Consider the following 19,045-nt stretch of genomic DNA (forward strand, 5'->3'; position numbering starts at 1 on the left):
CCTGAGCGGGGGCCACGATTCAAGGAGAAACATCCTCATGGCAGAGATCTTCTACGACGACGACGCCGACCTCTCGATCATCCAGGGCAAGAAGGTCGCGATCGTCGGCTACGGCTCGCAGGGTCACGCGCACGCGCAGAACCTCCGCGACTCCGGCGTCGAGGTCGTTATCGCGCTCAAGGACGGCTCGAAGTCGGCCGCCAAGGCGCAGGAAGACGGCTTCGAGGTCAAGAACGTCGCCGACGCCGCCGAGTGGGCCGATCTCATCATGATCCTGGCGCCCGACCAGCACCAGCGTTCGATCTTCGCCGACTCGATCAAGGACAAGCTCACCGAGGGCAAGACGCTCGCCTTCGCGCACGGCTTCAACATCCGCTTCGGCTACATCGACGCTCCCGAGGGTGTCGACGTCATCCTCGTCGCTCCCAAGGCCCCCGGTCACACTGTGCGTCGCGAGTACGTCGCGGGCCGCGGCATCCCCGACATCATCGCCGTCGAGCGCGACGCCTCGGGCTCGGCCTGGGACACCGCCCTCTCGTACGCGAAGGCGATCGGCGGCACCCGCGCGGGCGTCATCAAGACGACCTTCACCGAAGAGACCGAGACCGACCTGTTCGGCGAGCAGGCCGTGCTCTGCGGTGGCATGAGCCACCTCGTCCAGGCGGGCTTCGAGACCCTGGTCGAGGCCGGATACCAGCCCCAGATCGCGTACTTCGAGGTGCTGCACGAGCTCAAGCTCATCGTCGACCTGATGTGGGAGGGCGGCATCGCCAAGCAGCGCTGGTCGATCTCCGACACCGCCGAGTACGGCGACTACGTCTCGGGCCCCCGCGTCATCTCGTCCGACGTGAAGGCCAGCATGAAGGCCGTCCTCTCCGACATCCAGTCGGGGGCGTTCGCCGAGCGCTTCATCGCCGACCAGGACAAGGGCGCTCCCGAGTTCCTCGAGCTCCGCGAGAAGGAGCAGGGTCACCCGATCGAGGCGACCGGTAAGGAGCTGCGCGGTCTGTTCGCGTGGAAGCAGCAGGACACCGACTACGTCGAAGGCTCGGCCGCGCGCTGAGTTCTTCGTCTACGAACGCCCCGGGATCTCATGATCCCGGGGCGTTCCCCTTTTCCGCGGCGCCGTTCGGATCCCGATGCCGCGGACCCCGGCGACCGGCGGGGCGCGACCCGGTCGCGGGGGAGCGCCGCTAGCGTGGTCGCGTGAGCACTCCGCGCGATGACGACGCCCTGTCCTGGGGCGGTGACGACGACCCCACCCTCGACGTCGGTGAGAAACATGCGCCGACGCGTCCCGCCGGCGGTGAGCCGCGGGTCGAAGCCGAGCCCCTCGAGCCTCTGCAGCCCGAAGCGCCTGCCGCGGCGCCGGTCACCCGGCATCCCGAGCCTGCCCCTTCCGAGCCGACCGCCGTCGAGGTGACCGAGGGCGAGGACCCGGATGCCGCCCACGCGGCACCCCTCGGAAACGTGGGCCTCGTCGGGATCGGCATGGTGGCGGCGACCTTCCTGCTGTTCGCGATCGGATGGCTGCTCGCGGGGCTGCGCTTGAACGGACTGGGGCTTCCCATCCCGTCGGTGACGGTGATCGCGCTCACCATCGGCGCGGCTCTCGCGCCCGTCGTCTGGTTCGTCGCCGTGCTCGCGCTGACGCGCAGCTGGCGCACGTGGCAGCGCTTCCTGTTGCTCATCGTCGGTATCGTGCTGCTCGTTCCCTGGCCGTTCCTGTCGTTGGGAGCCTTCGCATGAGCACTGCCGCCCGTACCCGCCACCTGCCGACCTGGCTGCTCGTGGCCATCTCCGGTCTCTTCGGTCTCTTCTACGCCTACGTCGTGTGGAGTTCGGTCGCCCTGCTCGTCCAGCAGGTCAACGGCCCGCTCGGGCTCAACGGCCTGGGCTGGTTCGTGTACATCCTGCCGATCGTGTTCCCGCTCCTCGCCTTCGGTATCGCCTTCGCGATCGGCCAGCGCCGTAAGGCGGGGGAGCTCGCCATCGCTCTGCTCGCGGGGCTGACGCTGTCGGCGGCGTTCTGGCTCGCCGTCGTGGGCTACGGCACGACCTCGTACGGGCTGTACGGCGGCTGATCCGCCGGGGTCGCGGCATCCGGGATCCGGTGCCCAACGGGCGCGCGTCGCCTCCGGTCGCTGGTCTCTTCTGGTCGCGAGACTGCATCTCGCTGACATCTGCGTGTCAGGCTGACGCGGGTTTGTCAGCGAGTTGCCCGTTCGCGCTCTCGGTTGCCGCGGGTGTCGGGCGCGCCGTCGTCCGCCGTCACACGGTCGGGGGCGCCCTCGCCCCCGCGCTAGGCTGACAGACGGCCCGCACGGGTCGCGCGCCCGGTTCGCGCCGGTGATGTGCGACGGTGCGCGGCAGCCCCCAGCACCGTTTCGAAGGACGCATCCGTGACGAAGCCCGTCGTGCTCATCGCCGAAGAACTCTCTCCCGCCACGATCGACGCGCTCGGCCCCGACTTCGACGTGCGCAGCGTCGACGGGACCGATCGCCCCGCATTGCTCTCGGCCCTGGCCGAGGCGCACGCGGTTCTCGTGCGCTCGGCCACCCAGATCGATGCCGAGGCCCTCGCGGCCGCGCCGTCTCTCAAGGTCGTCGCTCGCGCCGGTGTCGGCCTCGACAACGTCGACATCAAGTCGGCCACCGCGGCCGGCGTCATGGTCGTCAACGCGCCGACCTCGAACATCATCTCGGCAGCCGAGCTCACCGTCGGGCACGTGCTGAGCCTCGCTCGCCGCATCCCCGCGGCGCACGCCTCGCTCGCCCAGGGCCTCTGGAAGCGCAGCTCGTTCACCGGCACCGAGCTGTTCGAGAAGACCATCGGCATCATCGGCCTCGGCCGCATCGGTGCACTCATCGCGGCGCGCCTGCAGGGCTTCGACATGCGTGTCATCGCGTACGACCCCTACGTCACCGCCGCTCGGGCGCAGCAGCTCGGCGTTCAGCTCGTGTCACTCGACGAACTGCTCGAGCAGAGCGACTTCGTCACGATCCACATGCCGAAGACGCCCGAGACGACCGGCATGATCGGTGCCGAGCAGCTGCGCCGCATGAAGAAGACCGCGTACGTCATCAACGTCGCCCGCGGAGGTCTCATCGACGAGGAGGCGCTCTTCGAGGCGCTCACCGGCGGCGAGATCGCCGGAGCGGGTCTCGACGTGTTCTCGACCGAGCCCCCGGCCGAGGGTGGCCCCGCGCGCAAGCTCCTCGACCTCCCCAACGTCGTGGTCACTCCGCACCTCGGCGCGAGCACCGAGGAGGCGCAGGAAAAGGCCGGCGTCTCGGTCGCGCGCTCGGTCAAGCTGGCGCTCGAGGGAGACCTCGTCCCGGATGCCGTGAACGTCGCCGGTGGCGCGATCGACCCGTTCGTTCGCCCCGGTATCGCCCTCGTCGAGATGCTCGGACAGTTCTTCAGCGGTCTCGCCGACAGCGCTCTCACGAGCCTCGACATCGAGGTGCACGGAGAGCTCGCGCAGTACGACGTGAGCGTCTACCGCCTCGCCGCGCTCAAGGGGTACTTCAGCCGTATCGTCAGCGAGAGCGTGTCGTACGTCAACGCCCCGCTGTTCGCCGAGCAGCGCGGTGTCGAGGCGCGCCTGGTCGTCGAGGCCGAGAGCCCGCTGTACCGCAACATCACGATCCTCCGCGGCACGCTGGCCGACGGGTCGACCCTCGAGGTCGCGGGCACGCTCGCCGGCACGCGGATGGTGCCGAAGGTCGTCTCGATCAACGGCTACGAGATCGAGGTGCCCATCGAGCAGCACCACGTCGTCATGCGCTACGCCGATCGCCCCGGCATCGTCGCCATCTACGGCCAGAAGCTGGGCGAGGCGGGCATCAACATCGCGGGTCTCCAGGTGGCGGCTCCGGATGCCACGGGCCGGGCGCTCTCGGTGCTCACCGTCGATTCGCCGGTCCCCGACGAGATCCTCGGTGCGATGCGCGAGGCCGTCGGCGCCGACCTGTTCCGCCAGATCGACATCGTCGAGGGCTGAGGGTCCGATCGTTCGGGGAGGGGGTCGCTTCGGCGGCCCCCTCCTTCGGCGTTCTGGGCGGGCGCGTCGGAGATTCAGGGCCCGCGCAAAACCGCGGGGTTCACACTGCGCGAGTGGCCCTCGTCCTTCGCGTCGTCTCCGCCGGTTTCGGCATCCTGTTCCTCGTCGCGGGGGTGGCCGATGTCGTGCGTCGCACTCCGTGGGGGTTTCTCGGCGTGATCGGGGGAGTGCTGATCCTGCTCGGGGTCGTCATCGACTTGCGGCGCGAGCGCCGGGAGCGTCGCAGCGCGCGCGAGAGGGCGCGGGGGGACCTCTAGGTCGCCGAGGCGACGACTCGGGCGATCAGTGCGTCGAGGTCCGCTCCTTCGAGTGCCGGACCGGCGACCGCGTTCAGATCGAGGACGGCGTTGAAGTACAGGCCGTCGCTCACCAGCAGCACCATCTGCAGCGCCGTGTCGTCGCGGGTGTGTGCGCGAAGGCTCTCTTCCCAGAGCTCTCGAACTCGTCGGAGGGATGCCGAGGCGGCATCGCTGCCGTTCTGCGCGAGGCGTGACACCGCGAGGATCGTCAGGTCGAGGGGGGAGCCGGTGTTCTGCGACGAGCGCAGGTGCGCCGCGACGACGCCCTCGTTCGACCTCTCGATTTCGGCGACGTCTTCCTCGGCGAGCCGCTCGAGCCGCTCCACGAGCGCCGCCTCGAGAGCGCTCTTCGAACTGAAGTGATAGAGCAGACCACCCTTCGACACCCCGGCTGCGCGAGCAGTGGCATCCATCGTCGCGGCGCGCTCACCCTCGTCGACGAGGATGCGGCTGAAGGCGTCGAGGACGGCTTCGCGGGCGAGAGGGGGGCGGCTCATGACTCCTCGATCGTAGTGGCGGGCGCCGGGTTCACTCTGTTACTATACCGGCTGGACGGTTAAGAAAGGGATTCGCGCATGCTCACCTCGTCGTTGCCCACCTCGGAGATCACCGTGGCTCGCGCCGGGTGGCGTGGATGGTTCGCACTGACGGTGCTCATGCTTCCCGTGTTGCTCGTCTCGGTCGACAACACGGTCCTGAGCTTCGCGTTGCCCGAGATCGCGCTGTCTCTGCGCCCCTCGAGCATCGAACAGCTGTGGATCATCGACGTCTACCCGCTCGTGCTCGCCGGGCTTCTCGTGACCATGGGCACCCTGGGCGACCGCTTCGGACGTCGCCGCATGCTGTTGATCGGGGCGACCGGCTTCGCGGCCGTGTCCGCGCTGTCGGCGTTCGCGCCCACCGCGGCCCTGCTGATCACGGGCCGCGCGCTCATGGGTGTCTTCGGCGCCATGCTCATGCCGTCGACCCTCTCGTTGCTGCGGAGCATCTTCCGCGACCGTGACCAGCGTCGAATCGCGATCGCCGTCTGGGCCTCCGGTTTCTCGGCGGGAGCGGCCCTGGGCCCCATCGTCGGCGGCTTCCTGCTCGAGCACTTCACGTGGGGTTCCGTCTTCCTCATGGCCGTGCCGGTACTCGTACCGCTCCTCGTCCTCGCCCCGTTCTTCGTGCCCGAGAGCCGCGACCCGAAGCCGGGCCGGTTCGACCCCCTCAGCGTCGTCCTCTCGCTCGCGACCATGGTGCCGATCGTCTACGGCATCAAGAAGCTCGCCGTCGACGGTCCGATGTCGCTGGCCCCGGTGCTCTTCGTCATCGGAGTGGTCTTCGGGTGGTTGTTCGTCCGCCGCCAGCGCCGTTTGGCGACGCCCATGCTCGACATGACACTGTTCCGCCAGGGCACGTTCTCGGGTGCGATCCTGGTCAACCTGCTCAGCGTCGTGGGCCTGGTCGGCTTCCTCTACTTCGTCGCCCAGCACCTGCAGTTGGTGGTCGGCCTCTCGCCGATGGTCGCGGGCTTCGCCCTGTTGCCCGGCCTCGTGCTCATGATCATCGCGGGGCTCGTGGTGGTCCCCGTGGCCAAGCGCTTCGCGCCGCGGATCGTTGTGCCCGTCGCTCTGTCGTTCTCGGTCGTCGCGTACATCATGGTCGCCCTCTCGACGTCCGACCTGACGCTGTTGATCGTCGCCTTCGCGCTGCTGGGTGTCGGCATCGGCGCCGCCGAGACCGTCTCGAACGAGCTGATCCTCTCCAGTGCCCCCTCGGCGAAGGCGGGTGCGGCCAGCGCGGTCTCCGAGACCGCCTATGAGGTCGGCGCCGTCCTCGGCACCGCCGTGCTCGGCGGCATCCTCGCCGCGTTCTACCGGGCGCAGCTCGTTCTGCCCGCCGGGCTTCCGGATGCCGCGGCTCACGCTGCCCGCGAGACCCTCGCCGGAGCGGTCTCCGTCGCCGACACCCTCGACGACGTCGCGCTGGCCGAGGCCCTGCGCGCCGCCGCCGCCTACGCCTTCGACTCGGGCGTCGTCGTCACCGCCCTCATCGGCGCGGCGCTGATCGTCGTGGCCGCGGTCGTCGCTGCCACTACCCTGGGAGGATCCCGCAGCGCGTCGAAGAAGTGACGTGCCCGAGCTCTGAGGAGAGCGATGTCGCGTGTCGTGAAGCTGGCCGTCATCCCCGGTGACGGCATCGGTCCCGAGGTCGTCGCCGAGGCCGTGAAGGTGCTCGACGCCGTCACCGCCGGATCCGACGTGTCGTTCGACAAGACGCCGTTCTCGCTGGGGGCCGGCCGCTTCCTCGAGACCGGAGACACTCTCACCGACGACGACCTCGCCGCGATCGCCGCACACGACGCGATCCTGCTCGGCGCCGTCGGGGGAGTGCCCGGCGACCCCCGCCTGAAAGACGCGAACATCGAGCGCGGCCTGCTGCTCAAACTCCGCTTCGAGCTCGAACACTACGTCAACCTGCGCCCGTCGAAGCTCTACCCGGGAGCCACCGGCCCGCTTGCGGAGCCGGGCGAGATCGACTTCGTCGTGGTGCGCGAAGGAACGGAAGGGCCGTACGTCGGCAACGGCGGATCTATCCGCCGCGGCACGCCCCACGAGGTCGCGAACGAGACCTCGGTCAACACCGCCTACGGCGTCGAGCGCGTGGTCCGCTACGCCTTCGCTCTCGCCGAGCGCCGCCGCCACACGCTCACGCTCGTGCACAAGACGAATGTGCTCGTGCACGCGGGTGGCATGTGGAAGCGGATCGTGGATGCCGTGGCTTCCGAGTTCCCCGGGGTCGACGTAGACTACCTGCACGTCGACGCGGCAACCATCTTCCTGGTCACGAACCCGAGCCGCTTCGACGTGATCGTCACCGACAACCTCTTCGGCGACATCCTGACCGACCTGGCCGGCGCCGTCACCGGTGGCATCGGCCTCGCCGCTTCGGGCAACATCAACCCCGACGGCGCGTTCCCCTCGATGTTCGAGCCCGTGCACGGTTCGGCGCCCGACATCGCGGGAAGCCAAAAGGCCGACCCCACGGCCGCGATCCTCTCCGTCGCCCTCCTGCTCGACCACCTCGGGCTCACCGACGAGGCCGCCCGCGTGACCCGCGCGGTCGAGGACGACATCGCCAGCCGCGACGGGGTCCGCACCACCGCCCAGATCGGCGACGCCATCGCCGAGCGCGTCCAGGCGTAACCTGGACCGATCGGCGAGCATCGCCTCCGGCACTCGAGAAGCTTTGGACAACGAATGACCACCATCGACACCGATCCCGACACCGGACTCGAGCCCCTCGAGTTCTCCGTCACGCGCAACCTCGCCGCCAAGAACGCGGCCGACCGCGACGCGATCCTCGCCAACCCCGGCTTCGGGCAGAGCTTCACCGACCACATGGTCGACATCTGCTGGTCGGTTCGCGGCGGCTGGCACCGCCCGCGCGTCTCGCCCTACGGTCCGATCTCGCTCGACCCCGCCGCGGCGGTGCTGCACTACGGCCAGGAGATCTTCGAGGGCATCAAGGCCTACCGCCACGCCGACGGCTCGGTTCACACCTTCCGCCCCGACCAGAACGGCCGCCGTCTGCAGCGTTCGGCCCGCCGACTCGCGCTCCCCGAGCTGCCGGTGCCGTACTTCCTGCAGTCGCTCAAGGAGCTCATCGCCCTCGACGGCGCGTGGGTCCCCTCGGGCGACGACCAGAGCCTGTATCTGCGCCCGTTCATGTTCGCGAAAGAGGCGTTCCTCGGCGTCCGCCCCGCGCACAAGGTCGCCTACTACCTGATCGCCAGTCCCGCCGGCGCCTACTTCAAGGGCGGGGTGAAGCCCGTCTCGATCTGGCTCAGCGAGGACTACTCGCGTGCCGGTAAGGGCGGCACGGGTGCGGCCAAGACCGGCGGCAACTACGCCGCGAGTCTGCTTCCTCAGTCCGAGGCGTACGAGAACGAGTGCGACCAGGTCGTCTTCCTCGACCAGGACCGCAACGTCGAAGAGCTCGGCGGCATGAACGTCGTCTTCGTCTACAAGGACGGCACGATCGTCACACCGCAGTCCGACTCGATCCTCGAGGGAATCACGCGCGACTCGCTCCTGCAGCTCGCACGCGACCGCGGTCACCACGTTGTGGGACGCAACGTCTCGCTCGACGAGTGGCGCGAGGGAGTGGCATCCGGAGACATCGTCGAGGTGTTCGCGTGCGGCACCGCCGCGGTCGTCACCCCGATCGGCGTGCTCAAGGGTCGCGACTTCATCGACGAGCAGCCCACCGGCACGCTCGCGCTCGAACTGCGCGAGGAACTCACGAACATCCAGTACGGCCGCGCCGAAGACAAGCACGGCTGGCTGTACCGCCTCGACGCATAAGCGTCGCGCGGACGGAGGGGCTCCCGGACACCGGGGCCCCTCCGTCGTCTCCGCTCACCGTCCGCGACGGCGTGCGGTGAGGCCCTGTACCGGCAAGCGTGTAGAAACGCGCTCCGCGCTCATAAACGCGTGGTGCGCGTGTTTCTGAGCGCGGAGCGCGTTTATGCCCGGGGTGGCGGGGGAGCGGCCTCGGGTTCCACGCATAAACGCGATCTCCGACGGGAAACGCGTGGTGCGCGTGTTTCTGGGCGCGGATCGTGTTTATGCGTGGGGTGGCGAGGCGCGGGGTTGTGCCTGGGGTGGCGGGACGCGGTGTTGTGCCTGGGGTGGCGGGACGCGGTGTTGTGCCTGGGGTGGCGGGACGCGGTGTTGTGCCTGGGGTGGCGGGACGCGGGGTTGTGCCTGGGGTGGCGGGACGCGGTGTTGTGCCCGAGGTAGCGGGCTCCGGCGCGGGTGTCGTGCGCCGAGCGTGGCGGCGGCGGGGGAGCGGCCTCGGGTTCCACTCATAAACGCGATCTGCGACGGGAAACGCGTGGTGCGCGCGTTTCTGCGCGCGGATCGCGTTTATGCGTGGGTGAGCGGCGTCACGCCGGGCGCGCGTGCGGCGGCCGAGCGCGAGTGAGGCCTCGGCGGACCCGGTGCGATGTCGGGGGCCGCGGATAGGCTGGCTCCGTGAAGATCGCTCGATTCAGCTATCAGGATGCCATTCGCTACGGAATCGTCGACGAGGGCGAGCTCGTGGTCCTCGCCGGAGACCCGATGTTCGCCGGGTTCGACACGACGGGCGAGCGCGTGCCTCTGGCCGACGTGGTCCTGCTCGCGCCGGTAATCCCGCGTTCGAAGGTCGTCTGCATCGGCAAGAATTACCACGATCACGCCGCGGAGATGGGTGGCGAGGCGCCGGCCGAACCGCTGATGTTCCTCAAGCCGAACACGTCGGTCGTCGGCCCGGACGACGTCATCGTGCGCCCCACGAGCCTGAGCTCGCACACCGACTACGAGGGCGAGCTCGCCGTCGTGATCGGCCGCATCGCGAAGAACGTTCCCGCCGAGCGCGCGAGCGGCTACATCTTCGGCTACACGGTCGCCAACGACATCACGGCACGCGATCTGCAGCGCACCGACGGCCAATGGTCGCGCGCAAAGGGCTTCGACACCTTCTGCCCCGTGGGCCCGGTGATCGAGACCGACCTCGACCTCGACGCGGCCCGGATCACGACGCGCGTCAACGGCGAGGTGCGTCAGCAGGGCCCGGTCTCCGACATGATCCACGGCATCGGCGCGCTCGTCGCCTACGCCTCCGCGGTGTTCACGCTCCTCCCCGGCGACCTCATCCTCACGGGCACGCCGGCCGGCGTCGGTCCGTTCGAAGCGGGCGACACTATTGAGGTCGAGGTGAGTGGCATCGGCATTCTGCGCAACACGGCGCGCGATGCCTGATTCCCGTGTGGCGGCGGGGGCGGTGCTCACCGAGCGCGACCTCGCCGTCACGCAGCGCCGCACGGTCTGCGTGCTGGCAGCGGGGCAGGTGCTCACGGGCGTCGCCTTCGGGGCGACCCTCTCGCTCGGAGCGCTCCTCGCCGCCGACCTGTCGGGGCAGGAGGCCCTTTCGGGCCTGGCCACGGCCTCGGTCACGCTGGGTGCGGCCCTCACGGCGATCCCGCTCGCCCGGCTGGCCGGTCGTCGAGGCCGCCGGGTGGCGCTCACCACGGGCAACGTCGCGGCCCTGGTCGGCATCGCCGTGGTCATCGCGGCCGCCGCACTCCGGCTCTTCCCCCTGCTGCTGGTGGGGATCGCGCTCATCGGCGCGGGGAACGCCGCGACCCTGCAGTCGCGTTTCGCCGCCACCGACCTCGCCCGCACCGCCCGCCGCGGGCGTGACCTGGCCACGGTGGTCTGGGCCACCACGATCGGCGGAGTGGTCGGCCCCCTGTTGCTCGCGCCCGGCGAGCTCATCGGAGCCAGCGTCGGGATGCCGCGCCTGACCGGCGCCTACCTCTTCTCGTTCGCCGCCCAGGTCTGCGCCTTCGCGTTGTACGTGCTCGTCCTGCGGCCCGACCCGCTGTTGCTGGCCCAACGTCTGGAACGGGACGCCTCGGCATCCGTCACCGCTTCCGCACCGCAGGCGGATCGACCGGGTCTCGCGCGCTTCGCGATACTGGCCGTCGCGGCGTCGCACGTGACCATGGCCTCGGTCATGGCGATGACTCCGGTGCACCTCTCGCACATCGTCGCTCCGGATGCCGTGACCTTCGCCGTCGGCATCACGATCGCCGCACACGTGTTCGGGATGTACGGCCTCTCACCCGTGTTCGGTGCTCTGGCCGATCGTCTCGGCCGCATCGGCGTGATCGTCCTCGGTCAGGTGCTGCTCGCGGCGTCGCTGGCGGTTGCGGCGACCCTGCCCGACTCGCAGGCCGGTGTGCTCGTCGCCCTCGTGCTGCTCGGCCTCGGGTGGAGCGCGGCGACCGTCTCGGGATCGGCGCTGCTCACCGAGGCGACGCCTCTCGCGCTTCGCCCGCGCCGTCAGGGCCGCAGCGACACGCTCATGACGGCCTGTGCGGCCGTGGGCTCGGTGCTGGCCGGCCTGGTCCTCGGGGCGGTCGGCTACGAGGGTCTGGCGCTCTGGGCGCTAGTCCCGGTCGCCGCCGTCTGCGTGGGCGCGGTCGTGGTCGGTAGAAGCCGCGCCTCGGCATGAGCCTCGCGAAGAAGTCGGCGGTTCCGCGCAGGGCTGCTGCCGGCGCCCCTCACCGACGGCGGCCCGGGGCGGCTCAGATCGCGTAGACCAGGCCGTCGAACGCCGACAGGTCCTCGTCGCCACGCACACCGAGTGCGTGCAGCGCCCGGTCGACGTCGAGCTCGTCGTTGAAGACGTGGAACGCCACGCGGGCGCGACCCGCGCGGCCCGACGCCGTGATCCCGTGGGCAGTGAGCTGAGCGAGCGCTTCGCCCGTGGCATCCGGCCAGGTGACGATCGCCGAGGGACGCTCGGGGTGTTCGAGTCCGAGGCCGTCGCGGAAGCGCGCCGCCAGGCCCGTCACGTGTGCGTAGGTCGCGGTGATGTCGGCGTCGGCGAAGAGAGCCAGGGCGGGGGCTGCCCCGACGAACGCCTGCCAGGCGGGCGAGACATCGAACCGGCGGGCATCGGCGGCGAGCGTTCCCCCGGTGCCGTAGCACGACGACCACGGGTCGTCGCCGGAGTACCAGCCGGCCTGAACGGGACGGATCTCGCCCGCGAACGCGGGCGAGAGAGTGAGGAACGACACCGCGCGCGGGCAGCAGAGCCACTTGTAGGCGTGGCAGACGGTCGCATCGAACATCGTCGCGTCGACGGGAAGCCACCCGGCGGCCTGGGTGAGGTCGCAGAGCGTGCGGGCGCCGGCACGGGCGGCCGCGGCGGCGATGCCCGCGGCATCCGCGACCTCTCCGGTCGCCGACTGCACGAGCGAGAACGCGACGAGCCACGTGTCGGGAGAGATCGCGGCGGCCAGCTCCTGCAAGGGGGCGGTGCGCAGGCGCACGCCTCGACCCGCGTGAGCGAAGGGGGCGACGAGAGACGAGAAGTCCCCCTCGGCGCAGAGCACCTCGGCGCCGTCCGGCACCGATGCGGCGAGGAGCGAGACCTGCACCGACGTCTGTGAGCCGATCGCGACGTCACCGACCGGGCAGCTCACGAGGTGCGCGTACGAGGCCCGGGCCTGTTCGACGGCCTGCGACGCGGCGACGACATCGGGGCGTCCGGATGCCGCGGACTCGAGGTCGGCGCGGACCGCGGCCACCGTGGCGCGCGAGGGCAGGCCGAGGGTGCAGGCCGCGAGGTAGTCGCGGCCACCGGCGAAGTGCGAGGCGAGGCTGCTCATGAAACCAGGATCGCCTCGCGCCTGACATTGCACTAGAACAGGTGTTGCATGAGAACCATCACCTCTGCTTATGTGTGGGAATGGCCGAGATCGACGACTCCCTCGACGCGAACGCCCTGCGGGTGGTCAAGGCCATCGCCGACACCGGTTCGATCACCGCCGCTGCCCGAGCGCTCGGTTACAGTCAACCCGCGGTGAGCCAACAGCTTCGCCGCCTCGAAAGGCGCGCCGGGATGCCGATCGTCGAGCGTGTCGGTCGAGGCGTGCGTCTCACCGAGGCGGGGTCGATTCTCGCCCGTCACGCGGCCGCCGTCACCACGGCGCTCGACGCCGCCGCCGGAGACCTGGCCGAGCTGCGTGGTCTGCGGGCCGGTCGCGTACGGATCGCCGCCTTCCCGTCGGCGTCGTCGACGGTCGTTCCGCGCGTCATCGCCGCCGTGACCGCTCGCCGGCCGGGTGTGTCCATCAGCTTCGTCGAGGCCGAGCCGCCCGAGGCCATCGCCGCCGTGCGCGAGAATCGCGCCGACATCGCGCTCATCTACAGCTATCCGGGCGATCGACGCGAACACCTGGAGTCGGCGGCATCCGGACTCTCGTCCCGACTCATCGGGGACGACGACACGGTGGTGGTCGTGCCCACGGACCACCCCGCGGCCGCCCACGACCCCATCGACCTCTCGCAACTCGCGGGGGAGCGGTGGATCGCGGGGTGCCCGCAGTGCCGCGGCCATCTGCTCGAGGCGTGCGGACGCTCGGGGTTCACCCCCGACATCGCTTTCGAGACCGACAACTTCATCGCCGTCGAGAACCTCGTCGCCCAGGGGGTGGGCATGGCGATCCTGCCGCGAATGGCCGTGGCATCCCTCCCGATGCTTTCGGGCATCGCGGCGCCGCGGCTGCCCGCCGCCGAAGCGCGGACCCTGCACGTGATCACCGCTCGGGGCGCCGAGCACGTGCCCGCGGTCGGAGCCGCACTCGAGGTCATGGGCGAGGTCCTGGCCGATCATCTGCGGCACTCGGGAAGCTCCACCGCCCGCCGATAGGATCAAGGGGATGTCTGCCACGCCCGATCCCCGCACCACGACCGCCACCGGCGCCGACGTTCGCGTCCGCTTCTGCCCCTCACCAACGGGGTTGCCGCACGTCGGTCTCATCCGCACCGTCCTGTTCAACTGGGCCTACGCCCGGCACAACGGCGGCAAGCTCGTCTTCCGTATCGAAGACACCGACGCCGCGCGCGACAGCGAAGAGAGCTACCAGCAGCTCCTCGAGGCACTGCGGTGGATGAACATCGACTGGGACGAAGGCGTCGAGGTCGGCGGCCCGCACGCGCCGTACCGGCAGTCGCAGCGCCACGAGATCTACCGGGAGGTACTCGACAAGCTCATCGCCGCGGGAGCGGTGTACGAGAGCTACTCCACCGCCGAAGAGATCGACGCGCGCAACGAGGCCAACGGCCGCGCCAAGCAGCTCGGCTACGACAACTACGACCGCGACCTCACGGACGAGCAGAAGGCCGTCTTCCGTGCCGAGGGGCGCGAGCCCGCGTGGCGCGTGCGCGTTCCCGACGAGGACCTCACCTTCGTCGACCTGATCCGCGGCGAGGTGACCTTCCCCGCCGGATCGTTCCCCGACTTCGTCATCGTGCGCGCCGGGGGGATTCCGCTCTACACCTTCGTGAACCCGGTCGACGACGCGCTCATGGGCATCACCCACGTGATCCGCGGCGAAGACCTCATGCCCTCCACAGCCCGCCAGCTGGCGCTCTACCGCGCGCTGCTCGATGCCGGCGTCACCGATTACATGCCGCGATTCGGCCACATGCCGCTCGTGCTCGGCGAGACCGGCAACAAGAAGCTGTCCAAGCGCGACCCTCAGGCCGATCTCTTCCTGCAGCGCGAGAAGGGCTTCATCCATGAGGGGCTGCTGAACTACCTCTCGCTTCTCGGCTGGTCGCTCTCGGCCGACCGTGACGTGTTCTCGCTCGACGAGATGATCGCCGCCTTCGACATCGCCGACGTGAACCCCAACCCTGCGCGCTTCGACCAGAAGAAGGCCGAGGCCATCAACGGCGATCACATCCGCATGCTGGATGCCGCAGACTTCGCGGCCCGCATCGTCCCCTACCTCGCGGGTGCGGGTTACATCGCCGAGCAGCCGAGCGACGAGCACCGCGCGATCATCGCCCAGGCGGCGCCGCTCGTCCAGGAGCGCGTGCAGCTGCTGGGGGAGGTGCCGGGCATGCTCGGCTTCCTCTTCGTCTCGGACGTCGACTACGCCGAGGACGCACTCAAGGGCCTTCCCGCGAACGCGCCCGAGGTGCTCGCGGCATCCGTCCGCGCTCTTGAGGGCGTCGACGACTTCACCGCCGCCGCGGTGCAGGAGGCCCTGTCGGGCGCCCTGGTCGACGACCTGGGGCTCAAGCCGCGTGTCGCCTACGGCCCGCCCCGCGTCGCCCTCACCGGCCGCCGCATCTCGCCGCCGTTGTTCGAGTCGATGGAGCTGCTCGGCAAGGCCGAGTCGATCCGTCGCCTCGAGGCGCTGGCGGCGCACCTGGGCTGAGACGCTCGACCTCGATCCCCGTGGCCTCGTCGGCCGCGGGTATCGCCGCTATGGGCGCCGTGCGCGGGGAAGGGTCGACAAGCAGCACGGAACGCGCAGAGCGGGATGCGTCTCCGGCGTTCCCGCGCGAAATTCGCGAGGTTCGTTCGCGTGCGCGAGTCCGTCTCGTGGCCCGAACCTCGAGCCCCGGGACGCGCCCGGGACGCGTGGCGCGGGGCTCTGGTTTGGCGCTGGGCCCGGTCTCGCGTAAGCTTGATCCTCGGCACGAGTTACGGCTCGAAGCCATTGGGGTATGGTGTAATTGGCAACACGGCGGTTTCTGGTTCCGTTGTTCTTGGTTCGAGTCCAGGTACCCCAGCTTCGTGAAAAGGCCCGATGATCTCTGAGATCTCGGGCCTTTCGCCTATCCCCGTCACGGCACGGCAGACGGTCGGGAGAGCCCGTTCCGAGGCGAACCGTAGGATGGCCCGATGCGCCTCCGCCCGCTCGTCGTCCTCGCCGCGATCCTCGGCGGGCTCGCCCTCTCGGTATGCAGCGAGAGCCCCGCGGAGCCGGCGCCGGCGTCGGGCTGCGGCACAATCCCGTCGCTCGAGTCGGGCACGAGCACACCGCTCGCAGTGACCGTCGACGGCGCACCCCGTACGTTCAGCATGTACGTCCCGGCGGCCACGACGAACACCTCACCCACACCCCTCATCCTCGCCTTCGCCGGATACCGTATGCCGACCGGCGAAGTGGAGCGACTCAGCGGTCTCGACGACAGCGGCGCGGTCGTCGTCTACCCCCAGCCGGCAGACACCGCGGCAGGAAGCGGCTGGCAGGGCGCGCCCTACTCCTCGGGCGCCGACGACGTCGCCTTCGTCTCTGCGCTGCTCGACGACGTGGAGTCCCGTCTCTGCATCGACCGCGAGCGCGTCTTCGCCGTCGGTATCTCGAACGGCGGCGGGTTCGTCTCTCTGCTGTCGTGCGCTCTCCCCGAGCGCATCGCCGCCTTCGCCGTGGTGTCGGGGGCGATCTACCCCGCGACCAATCCGCCCTGCCCGAGCGCACCCCCTGTCCCCGTGATCGCGTTTCACGGCACCGCCGACGAGGTCATCCCGTACGACGGCGGTACGCGCCACGATGCGACCGTCGCGCCGGTGTCGCTGTGGCTGTCGCAGCTGGTGATCCGCAACGGCTGCGCGTCCGACCCGCGCCCGGAGACCGTCGCCGCGGGAGTCGAGAGGCAGACCTGGACCGGATGCCGAGACCCCGGCGCTCTCGTGCACTACCGGATCGACGGGGGCGGACACGTCTGGCCCGGCGCGGCCGGTTCGGGCTCGACGGCGGTCTCGGCCACCACCCTGATCGAAACGTTCTTCACAGCCCACCCTCTGCCGTGAACCGCGGAGCGGGGAGAGGATAGACCCATGGGACTCTTCGTACAGCGACCCGAAGAACCGAGCGAGTGGGCGGGGCTTCCCGGCGAGCCCGCGCGGCCGAAGACTCGGGCGGAACTGCTGCCGGATGACGAGCAACCCGCGGCGGTGCCGGGGCTGCTCGATCTCGATAGCTCGGCGGTCACCTCGATCGAGATCCCGATCGGCGACTGAGTCTGCGCGCGTTCGGCGTCGTCAAAGACTTCGAGGGCTAGCATCCGATCGAGAGTCGCGATCCGCGTCTCCGTTCGCGAAAGAAGGTCTTCGTGAAGCGCTCCCTCGCTTTCCGGCTCGCCGCGGTCGTCGCCGCGGGCGTGGTGCTCGCGGGCTGCACGCCCGCGGCCTCCGACGCCCCGGCCGTGCCCGCGGCCGAGGCCCCGAGTCCCGCCGCCTCGGTGGACGATCAGGCCTTTGCGCCGACGGTCGCCTCGCCCGAAGACCTCGACGGCAAAGAGGCGACGGTGAAGATCGGCACCTCGCTCGTGGTCGCCGTGCCCGACGGCACCGAGGCTGAGTGGACCGGGTCGACGGGCGATGTCGCGATCGCCGACTTCTCGCCGGGAGGGCCGTCCGAGGGCTCGGTCTTCCGGCCCGGGTTCCTGCCCCACGCCGTCGGCAAGACTCCCGCCACCCTCACGGGCCCCGACGGTAAGACGATCCGCTTCACTCTCTCCGTCGTGGCGCCCTGAGGCTCAGAAGAGGGGTCAGGATGCCAGCGGCCCGTCGAACAGGATCGTGGAGCGTCCGGTCTCGGCATCCGGGATCACTCGCGCCTTGACCTCGTAGACGTCGGCGATGAGCGCCGGGGTGAGCACCTCGGCGGGAGTCCCCGCCGCCACGACGCGGCCGGCGCGGAGCACGAGCACGCTGTCGCAGTAGGTCGCGGCGAGATTGAGGTCGTGCAGCGCGATGATGCTCGTCACGCGGAGGGCGGCCACGAGGGCCAGGACGTCGAGTTGATGACGGATGTCGAGGTGGTTCGTGGGCTCGTCGAGCAGCAGTTCGCGGGGCTCCTGGGCGAGAGCGCGGGCGATCTGGGCGCGCTGGCGTTCGCCTCCCGAGAGGGTGTGCCAGAGACGATCGGCCTTGTCGGTGAGGCCCACGCGCTCGAGCGCCGCATCGATCGCGGCCTCGTCGCCGGTGGTGGAGCCGCCCCATACCGGACGGTGCGGTGTGCGGCCGAGGCGCACGACGTCGCGGACGACGATGTCGGCGTCCGTCTCGGCGTGCTGCGTGACCACGGCGACGGATCGCGCCATCTCGCGGCGACGCCACTCGCCCAGCGGTCGATCGTCGAGCAGCACCTGGCCCGAGTCGGGGCGCGCGGCACCCTGCAGCAGACGCAGCAGCGACGATTTGCCCGAGCCGTTCGGACCGAGAAGGCCCACGGTCGAGCCGGGTTCGGGGCGAATCGACACGTCGTCGACGACCAGGGCACCGCCCCGCGTCCAGCGGACCTCGCGGGTTTCGAGCGTCATGCGCGGCCCCTCCGTCGAACGAGCAGGGCCACGAATACCGGGACGCCTACCAGCGCCGTTCCGACCCCCACCGGCAGGGGCGTGGGGGCGAAGAGGGTGCGGGTCGCGGCATCCACCCACACCATGAACACGGCGCCGACGACCGCCGCGAGCGGAACGACGCGCACGTGACGCTGACCCACCATCAGCCGGACCGCGTGCGGTACGACGAGTCCCACGAAACCGACCGCGCCGACCACGCTGACGAGCGCGGCCGTCATCAGGGCCGTCACGATGAGCAGGCCGATGCGCGTACGAGCGACCGGGATGCCGAGGGAGGCGGCCACATCGTCGCCGAACGTGAAGGCATCGAGGGCGCGCGCGGCGAACAGGCACACGGCGCCGCCGACGACGACCACGACGGCGCAGAGCGCGACCTTGTCCCACCGCATGCCCTCGAGCGAGCCGAGGAGCCAGAACATCACCCCGCGCGTCTCGTCGCTGTCGGCCACGGCGAACACCACGAGCGAGGTCAGCGCCGAGAAGAATTGCGTGCTGGCGACACCGGCGAGGATCACGCCGGAGGTGCCGCCCGAGGTGAAGCGCGAGAGCAGCAGCACGAGGCCGAAGGCCACGAGAGCACCGACGAAGGCCCCGCCCGAGAGGCCGAGCACTCCGCCGCCGATTCCGAGCACGCCGATCACGACGGCACCGGTCGATGCTCCCGACGAGACCCCGAGCACGAACGGCTCGGCGAGGGGGTTGCGCAGCAGCGACTGCATGACGACACCGCACAGGGCGAGTCCTGCGCCTGCGCACGCCGCGACGAGGGCGCGGGGGAGGCGCTCCTCCCACACGATCGCGTTCTTGGCGGCCTTGACCGGGATGTCGGTCAGACCCAGGTGGTTCAGCAGCACGTCGCGCACGTTGACCAGTGACACGTCGGCCGGTCCCAGCGTGACGGCGACGCCGACGGAGATCACCAGCACCACGAGCCCGACGAGGGCGAGCACGATGCCCAGTCCCGCGGAGC

At 70.2% G+C, this 19,045-nt stretch carries 19 protein-coding genes and 1 tRNA gene; 16 read left to right on the forward strand and 4 right to left on the reverse strand.

All coding sequences use genetic code 11. The features are described from left to right. Window positions 1–37: 37 nt before the first annotated feature. The 5 genes from ilvC (at window position 38) to OVA17_RS13400 (ending at window position 4,324) form a co-directional block, all read left to right on the forward strand. Window positions 38–1,063: a ketol-acid reductoisomerase gene (gene ilvC, locus OVA17_RS13380; RefSeq protein WP_056230637.1), complete on the forward strand. Its 1,026-nt coding sequence runs from the start codon at window positions 38–40 to the stop codon at window positions 1,061–1,063. A 143-nt stretch (window positions 1,064–1,206) separates the two neighbouring features. Then, window positions 1,207–1,749: a DNA polymerase III subunit gamma/tau gene (locus tag OVA17_RS13385; RefSeq protein WP_267787057.1), complete on the forward strand. Its 543-nt coding sequence runs from the start codon at window positions 1,207–1,209 to the stop codon at window positions 1,747–1,749. Beyond that, on the forward strand, window positions 1,746–2,084 hold the full coding sequence (locus OVA17_RS13390; RefSeq protein ID WP_267787059.1) for a bacitracin resistance protein: 339 nt from the start codon (window positions 1,746–1,748) through the stop codon (window positions 2,082–2,084). Before OVA17_RS13385 ends, OVA17_RS13390 begins: the two co-directional genes overlap by 4 nt. A gap of 318 nt (window positions 2,085–2,402) precedes the next feature. Then, window positions 2,403–4,007 carry a phosphoglycerate dehydrogenase gene (serA, locus tag OVA17_RS13395; protein ID WP_267787060.1) on the forward strand — a complete coding sequence of 535 codons (1,605 nt, stop codon included), beginning with the start codon at window positions 2,403–2,405 and terminating at the stop codon, window positions 4,005–4,007. Window positions 4,008–4,120: 113 nt separating this feature from the next. Then, entirely contained in the window at window positions 4,121–4,324 is a 204-nt protein-coding gene (locus tag OVA17_RS13400; RefSeq protein WP_210074559.1) for a hypothetical protein, read from the forward strand. Here OVA17_RS13400 and OVA17_RS13405 read toward each other — a convergent pair. Further along, window positions 4,321–4,863 (reverse strand): TetR/AcrR family transcriptional regulator, encoded by a 543-nt coding sequence (locus OVA17_RS13405; protein WP_267787062.1) that lies wholly within the window; start codon window positions 4,861–4,863, stop codon window positions 4,321–4,323. The two genes, OVA17_RS13400 and OVA17_RS13405, sit on opposite strands and share 4 nt — an antisense overlap. A 78-nt stretch (window positions 4,864–4,941) precedes the next feature. Between OVA17_RS13405 and OVA17_RS13410 the strand changes: the two genes are divergently transcribed. From OVA17_RS13410 to OVA17_RS13430, 5 genes are all read left to right on the forward strand, one after another. After that, window positions 4,942–6,480, forward strand: coding sequence for an MFS transporter (locus tag OVA17_RS13410; RefSeq protein ID WP_267787063.1), 1,539 nt, complete (start codon window positions 4,942–4,944; stop codon window positions 6,478–6,480). Window positions 6,481–6,504: 24 nt separating this feature from the next. Then, entirely contained in the window at window positions 6,505–7,554 is a 1,050-nt protein-coding gene (locus tag OVA17_RS13415; RefSeq protein ID WP_267787064.1) for a 3-isopropylmalate dehydrogenase, read from the forward strand. Window positions 7,555–7,608: 54 nt separating this feature from the next. Further along, window positions 7,609–8,715, forward strand: coding sequence for a branched-chain amino acid aminotransferase (locus OVA17_RS13420; protein ID WP_210074566.1), 1,107 nt, complete (start codon window positions 7,609–7,611; stop codon window positions 8,713–8,715). 672 nt (window positions 8,716–9,387) lie between these two features. Continuing rightward, window positions 9,388–10,155: a fumarylacetoacetate hydrolase family protein gene (locus OVA17_RS13425; protein ID WP_267787065.1), complete on the forward strand. Its 768-nt coding sequence runs from the start codon at window positions 9,388–9,390 to the stop codon at window positions 10,153–10,155. Beyond that, window positions 10,148–11,413 (forward strand): MFS transporter, encoded by a 1,266-nt coding sequence (locus OVA17_RS13430; RefSeq protein WP_267787066.1) that lies wholly within the window; start codon window positions 10,148–10,150, stop codon window positions 11,411–11,413. Before OVA17_RS13425 ends, OVA17_RS13430 begins: the two co-directional genes overlap by 8 nt. Window positions 11,414–11,486: 73 nt before the next feature. Here the strand turns inward: OVA17_RS13430 and OVA17_RS13435 are convergent, their stop codons facing one another. After that, window positions 11,487–12,575: an aminotransferase class V-fold PLP-dependent enzyme gene (locus tag OVA17_RS13435; RefSeq protein ID WP_267787067.1), complete on the reverse strand. Its 1,089-nt coding sequence runs from the start codon at window positions 12,573–12,575 to the stop codon at window positions 11,487–11,489. A gap of 80 nt (window positions 12,576–12,655) precedes the next feature. Here OVA17_RS13435 and OVA17_RS13440 point away from each other — a divergent pair, with 80 nt between their 5' ends. The 6 genes from OVA17_RS13440 to OVA17_RS13465 all read left to right on the forward strand — a co-directional run bounded on the left by OVA17_RS13440 (window position 12,656) and on the right by OVA17_RS13465 (window position 17,244). Continuing rightward, window positions 12,656–13,618, forward strand: coding sequence for a LysR family transcriptional regulator (locus OVA17_RS13440; protein ID WP_267787068.1), 963 nt, complete (start codon window positions 12,656–12,658; stop codon window positions 13,616–13,618). A gap of 10 nt (window positions 13,619–13,628) precedes the next feature. Beyond that, window positions 13,629–15,137 carry a glutamate--tRNA ligase gene (gene gltX / locus OVA17_RS13445; protein ID WP_267787069.1) on the forward strand — a complete coding sequence of 503 codons (1,509 nt, stop codon included), beginning with the start codon at window positions 13,629–13,631 and terminating at the stop codon, window positions 15,135–15,137. A 286-nt stretch (window positions 15,138–15,423) separates the two neighbouring features. After that, window positions 15,424–15,495, forward strand: a tRNA-Gln gene (locus OVA17_RS13450). Between the two features lie 112 nt (window positions 15,496–15,607). Further along, entirely contained in the window at window positions 15,608–16,519 is a 912-nt protein-coding gene (locus OVA17_RS13455) for an alpha/beta hydrolase family esterase (RefSeq protein WP_267787070.1), read from the forward strand. A 27-nt stretch (window positions 16,520–16,546) separates the two neighbouring features. Beyond that, entirely contained in the window at window positions 16,547–16,729 is a 183-nt protein-coding gene (locus tag OVA17_RS13460; RefSeq protein ID WP_267787071.1) for a hypothetical protein, read from the forward strand. Between the two features lie 92 nt (window positions 16,730–16,821). Beyond that, window positions 16,822–17,244: a hypothetical protein gene (locus OVA17_RS13465; protein WP_210074582.1), complete on the forward strand. Its 423-nt coding sequence runs from the start codon at window positions 16,822–16,824 to the stop codon at window positions 17,242–17,244. Window positions 17,245–17,259: 15 nt separating this feature from the next. Here the strand turns inward: OVA17_RS13465 and OVA17_RS13470 are convergent, their stop codons facing one another. After that, on the reverse strand, window positions 17,260–18,033 hold the full coding sequence (locus OVA17_RS13470; RefSeq protein WP_267787072.1) for an ABC transporter ATP-binding protein: 774 nt from the start codon (window positions 18,031–18,033) through the stop codon (window positions 17,260–17,262). After that, window positions 18,030–19,034: a FecCD family ABC transporter permease gene (locus tag OVA17_RS13475; RefSeq protein WP_267789402.1), complete on the reverse strand. Its 1,005-nt coding sequence runs from the start codon at window positions 19,032–19,034 to the stop codon at window positions 18,030–18,032. The genes OVA17_RS13470 and OVA17_RS13475 overlap by 4 nt, the downstream gene beginning before the upstream one ends. Window positions 19,035–19,045: the final 11 nt, after the last annotated feature.

Origin of the sequence: Microbacterium sp. SL75, from assembly GCF_026625865.1 — a bacterium.
Lineage (GTDB): Bacteria > Actinomycetota > Actinomycetes > Actinomycetales > Microbacteriaceae > Microbacterium.

What these genes read in the sequence shown, in the direction of transcription:
- OVA17_RS13460 (WP_267787071.1), top strand. Translation starts at nt 16,547, where the DNA reads ATGGGACTCTTCGTACAGCGACCCGAAGAACCGAGCGAGTGGGCGGGG.
- OVA17_RS13415 (WP_267787064.1), top strand. Translation starts at nt 6,505, where the DNA reads ATGTCGCGTGTCGTGAAGCTGGCCGTCATCCCCGGTGACGGCATCGGT.
- ilvC (WP_056230637.1), top strand. Translation starts at nt 38, where the DNA reads ATGGCAGAGATCTTCTACGACGACGACGCCGACCTCTCGATCATCCAG.
- OVA17_RS13390 (WP_267787059.1), top strand. Translation starts at nt 1,746, where the DNA reads ATGAGCACTGCCGCCCGTACCCGCCACCTGCCGACCTGGCTGCTCGTG.
- OVA17_RS13455 (WP_267787070.1), top strand. Translation starts at nt 15,608, where the DNA reads ATGCGCCTCCGCCCGCTCGTCGTCCTCGCCGCGATCCTCGGCGGGCTC.
- OVA17_RS13430 (WP_267787066.1), top strand. Translation starts at nt 10,148, where the DNA reads ATGCCTGATTCCCGTGTGGCGGCGGGGGCGGTGCTCACCGAGCGCGAC.
- gltX (WP_267787069.1), top strand. Translation starts at nt 13,629, where the DNA reads ATGTCTGCCACGCCCGATCCCCGCACCACGACCGCCACCGGCGCCGAC.
- OVA17_RS13410 (WP_267787063.1), top strand. Translation starts at nt 4,942, where the DNA reads ATGCTCACCTCGTCGTTGCCCACCTCGGAGATCACCGTGGCTCGCGCC.
- OVA17_RS13435 (WP_267787067.1), bottom strand. Translation starts at nt 12,575, where the DNA reads ATGAGCAGCCTCGCCTCGCACTTCGCCGGTGGCCGCGACTACCTCGCG.
- OVA17_RS13420 (WP_210074566.1), top strand. Translation starts at nt 7,609, where the DNA reads ATGACCACCATCGACACCGATCCCGACACCGGACTCGAGCCCCTCGAG.
- OVA17_RS13405 (WP_267787062.1), bottom strand. Translation starts at nt 4,863, where the DNA reads ATGAGCCGCCCCCCTCTCGCCCGCGAAGCCGTCCTCGACGCCTTCAGC.
- OVA17_RS13440 (WP_267787068.1), top strand. Translation starts at nt 12,656, where the DNA reads ATGGCCGAGATCGACGACTCCCTCGACGCGAACGCCCTGCGGGTGGTC.
- OVA17_RS13470 (WP_267787072.1), bottom strand. Translation starts at nt 18,033, where the DNA reads ATGACGCTCGAAACCCGCGAGGTCCGCTGGACGCGGGGCGGTGCCCTG.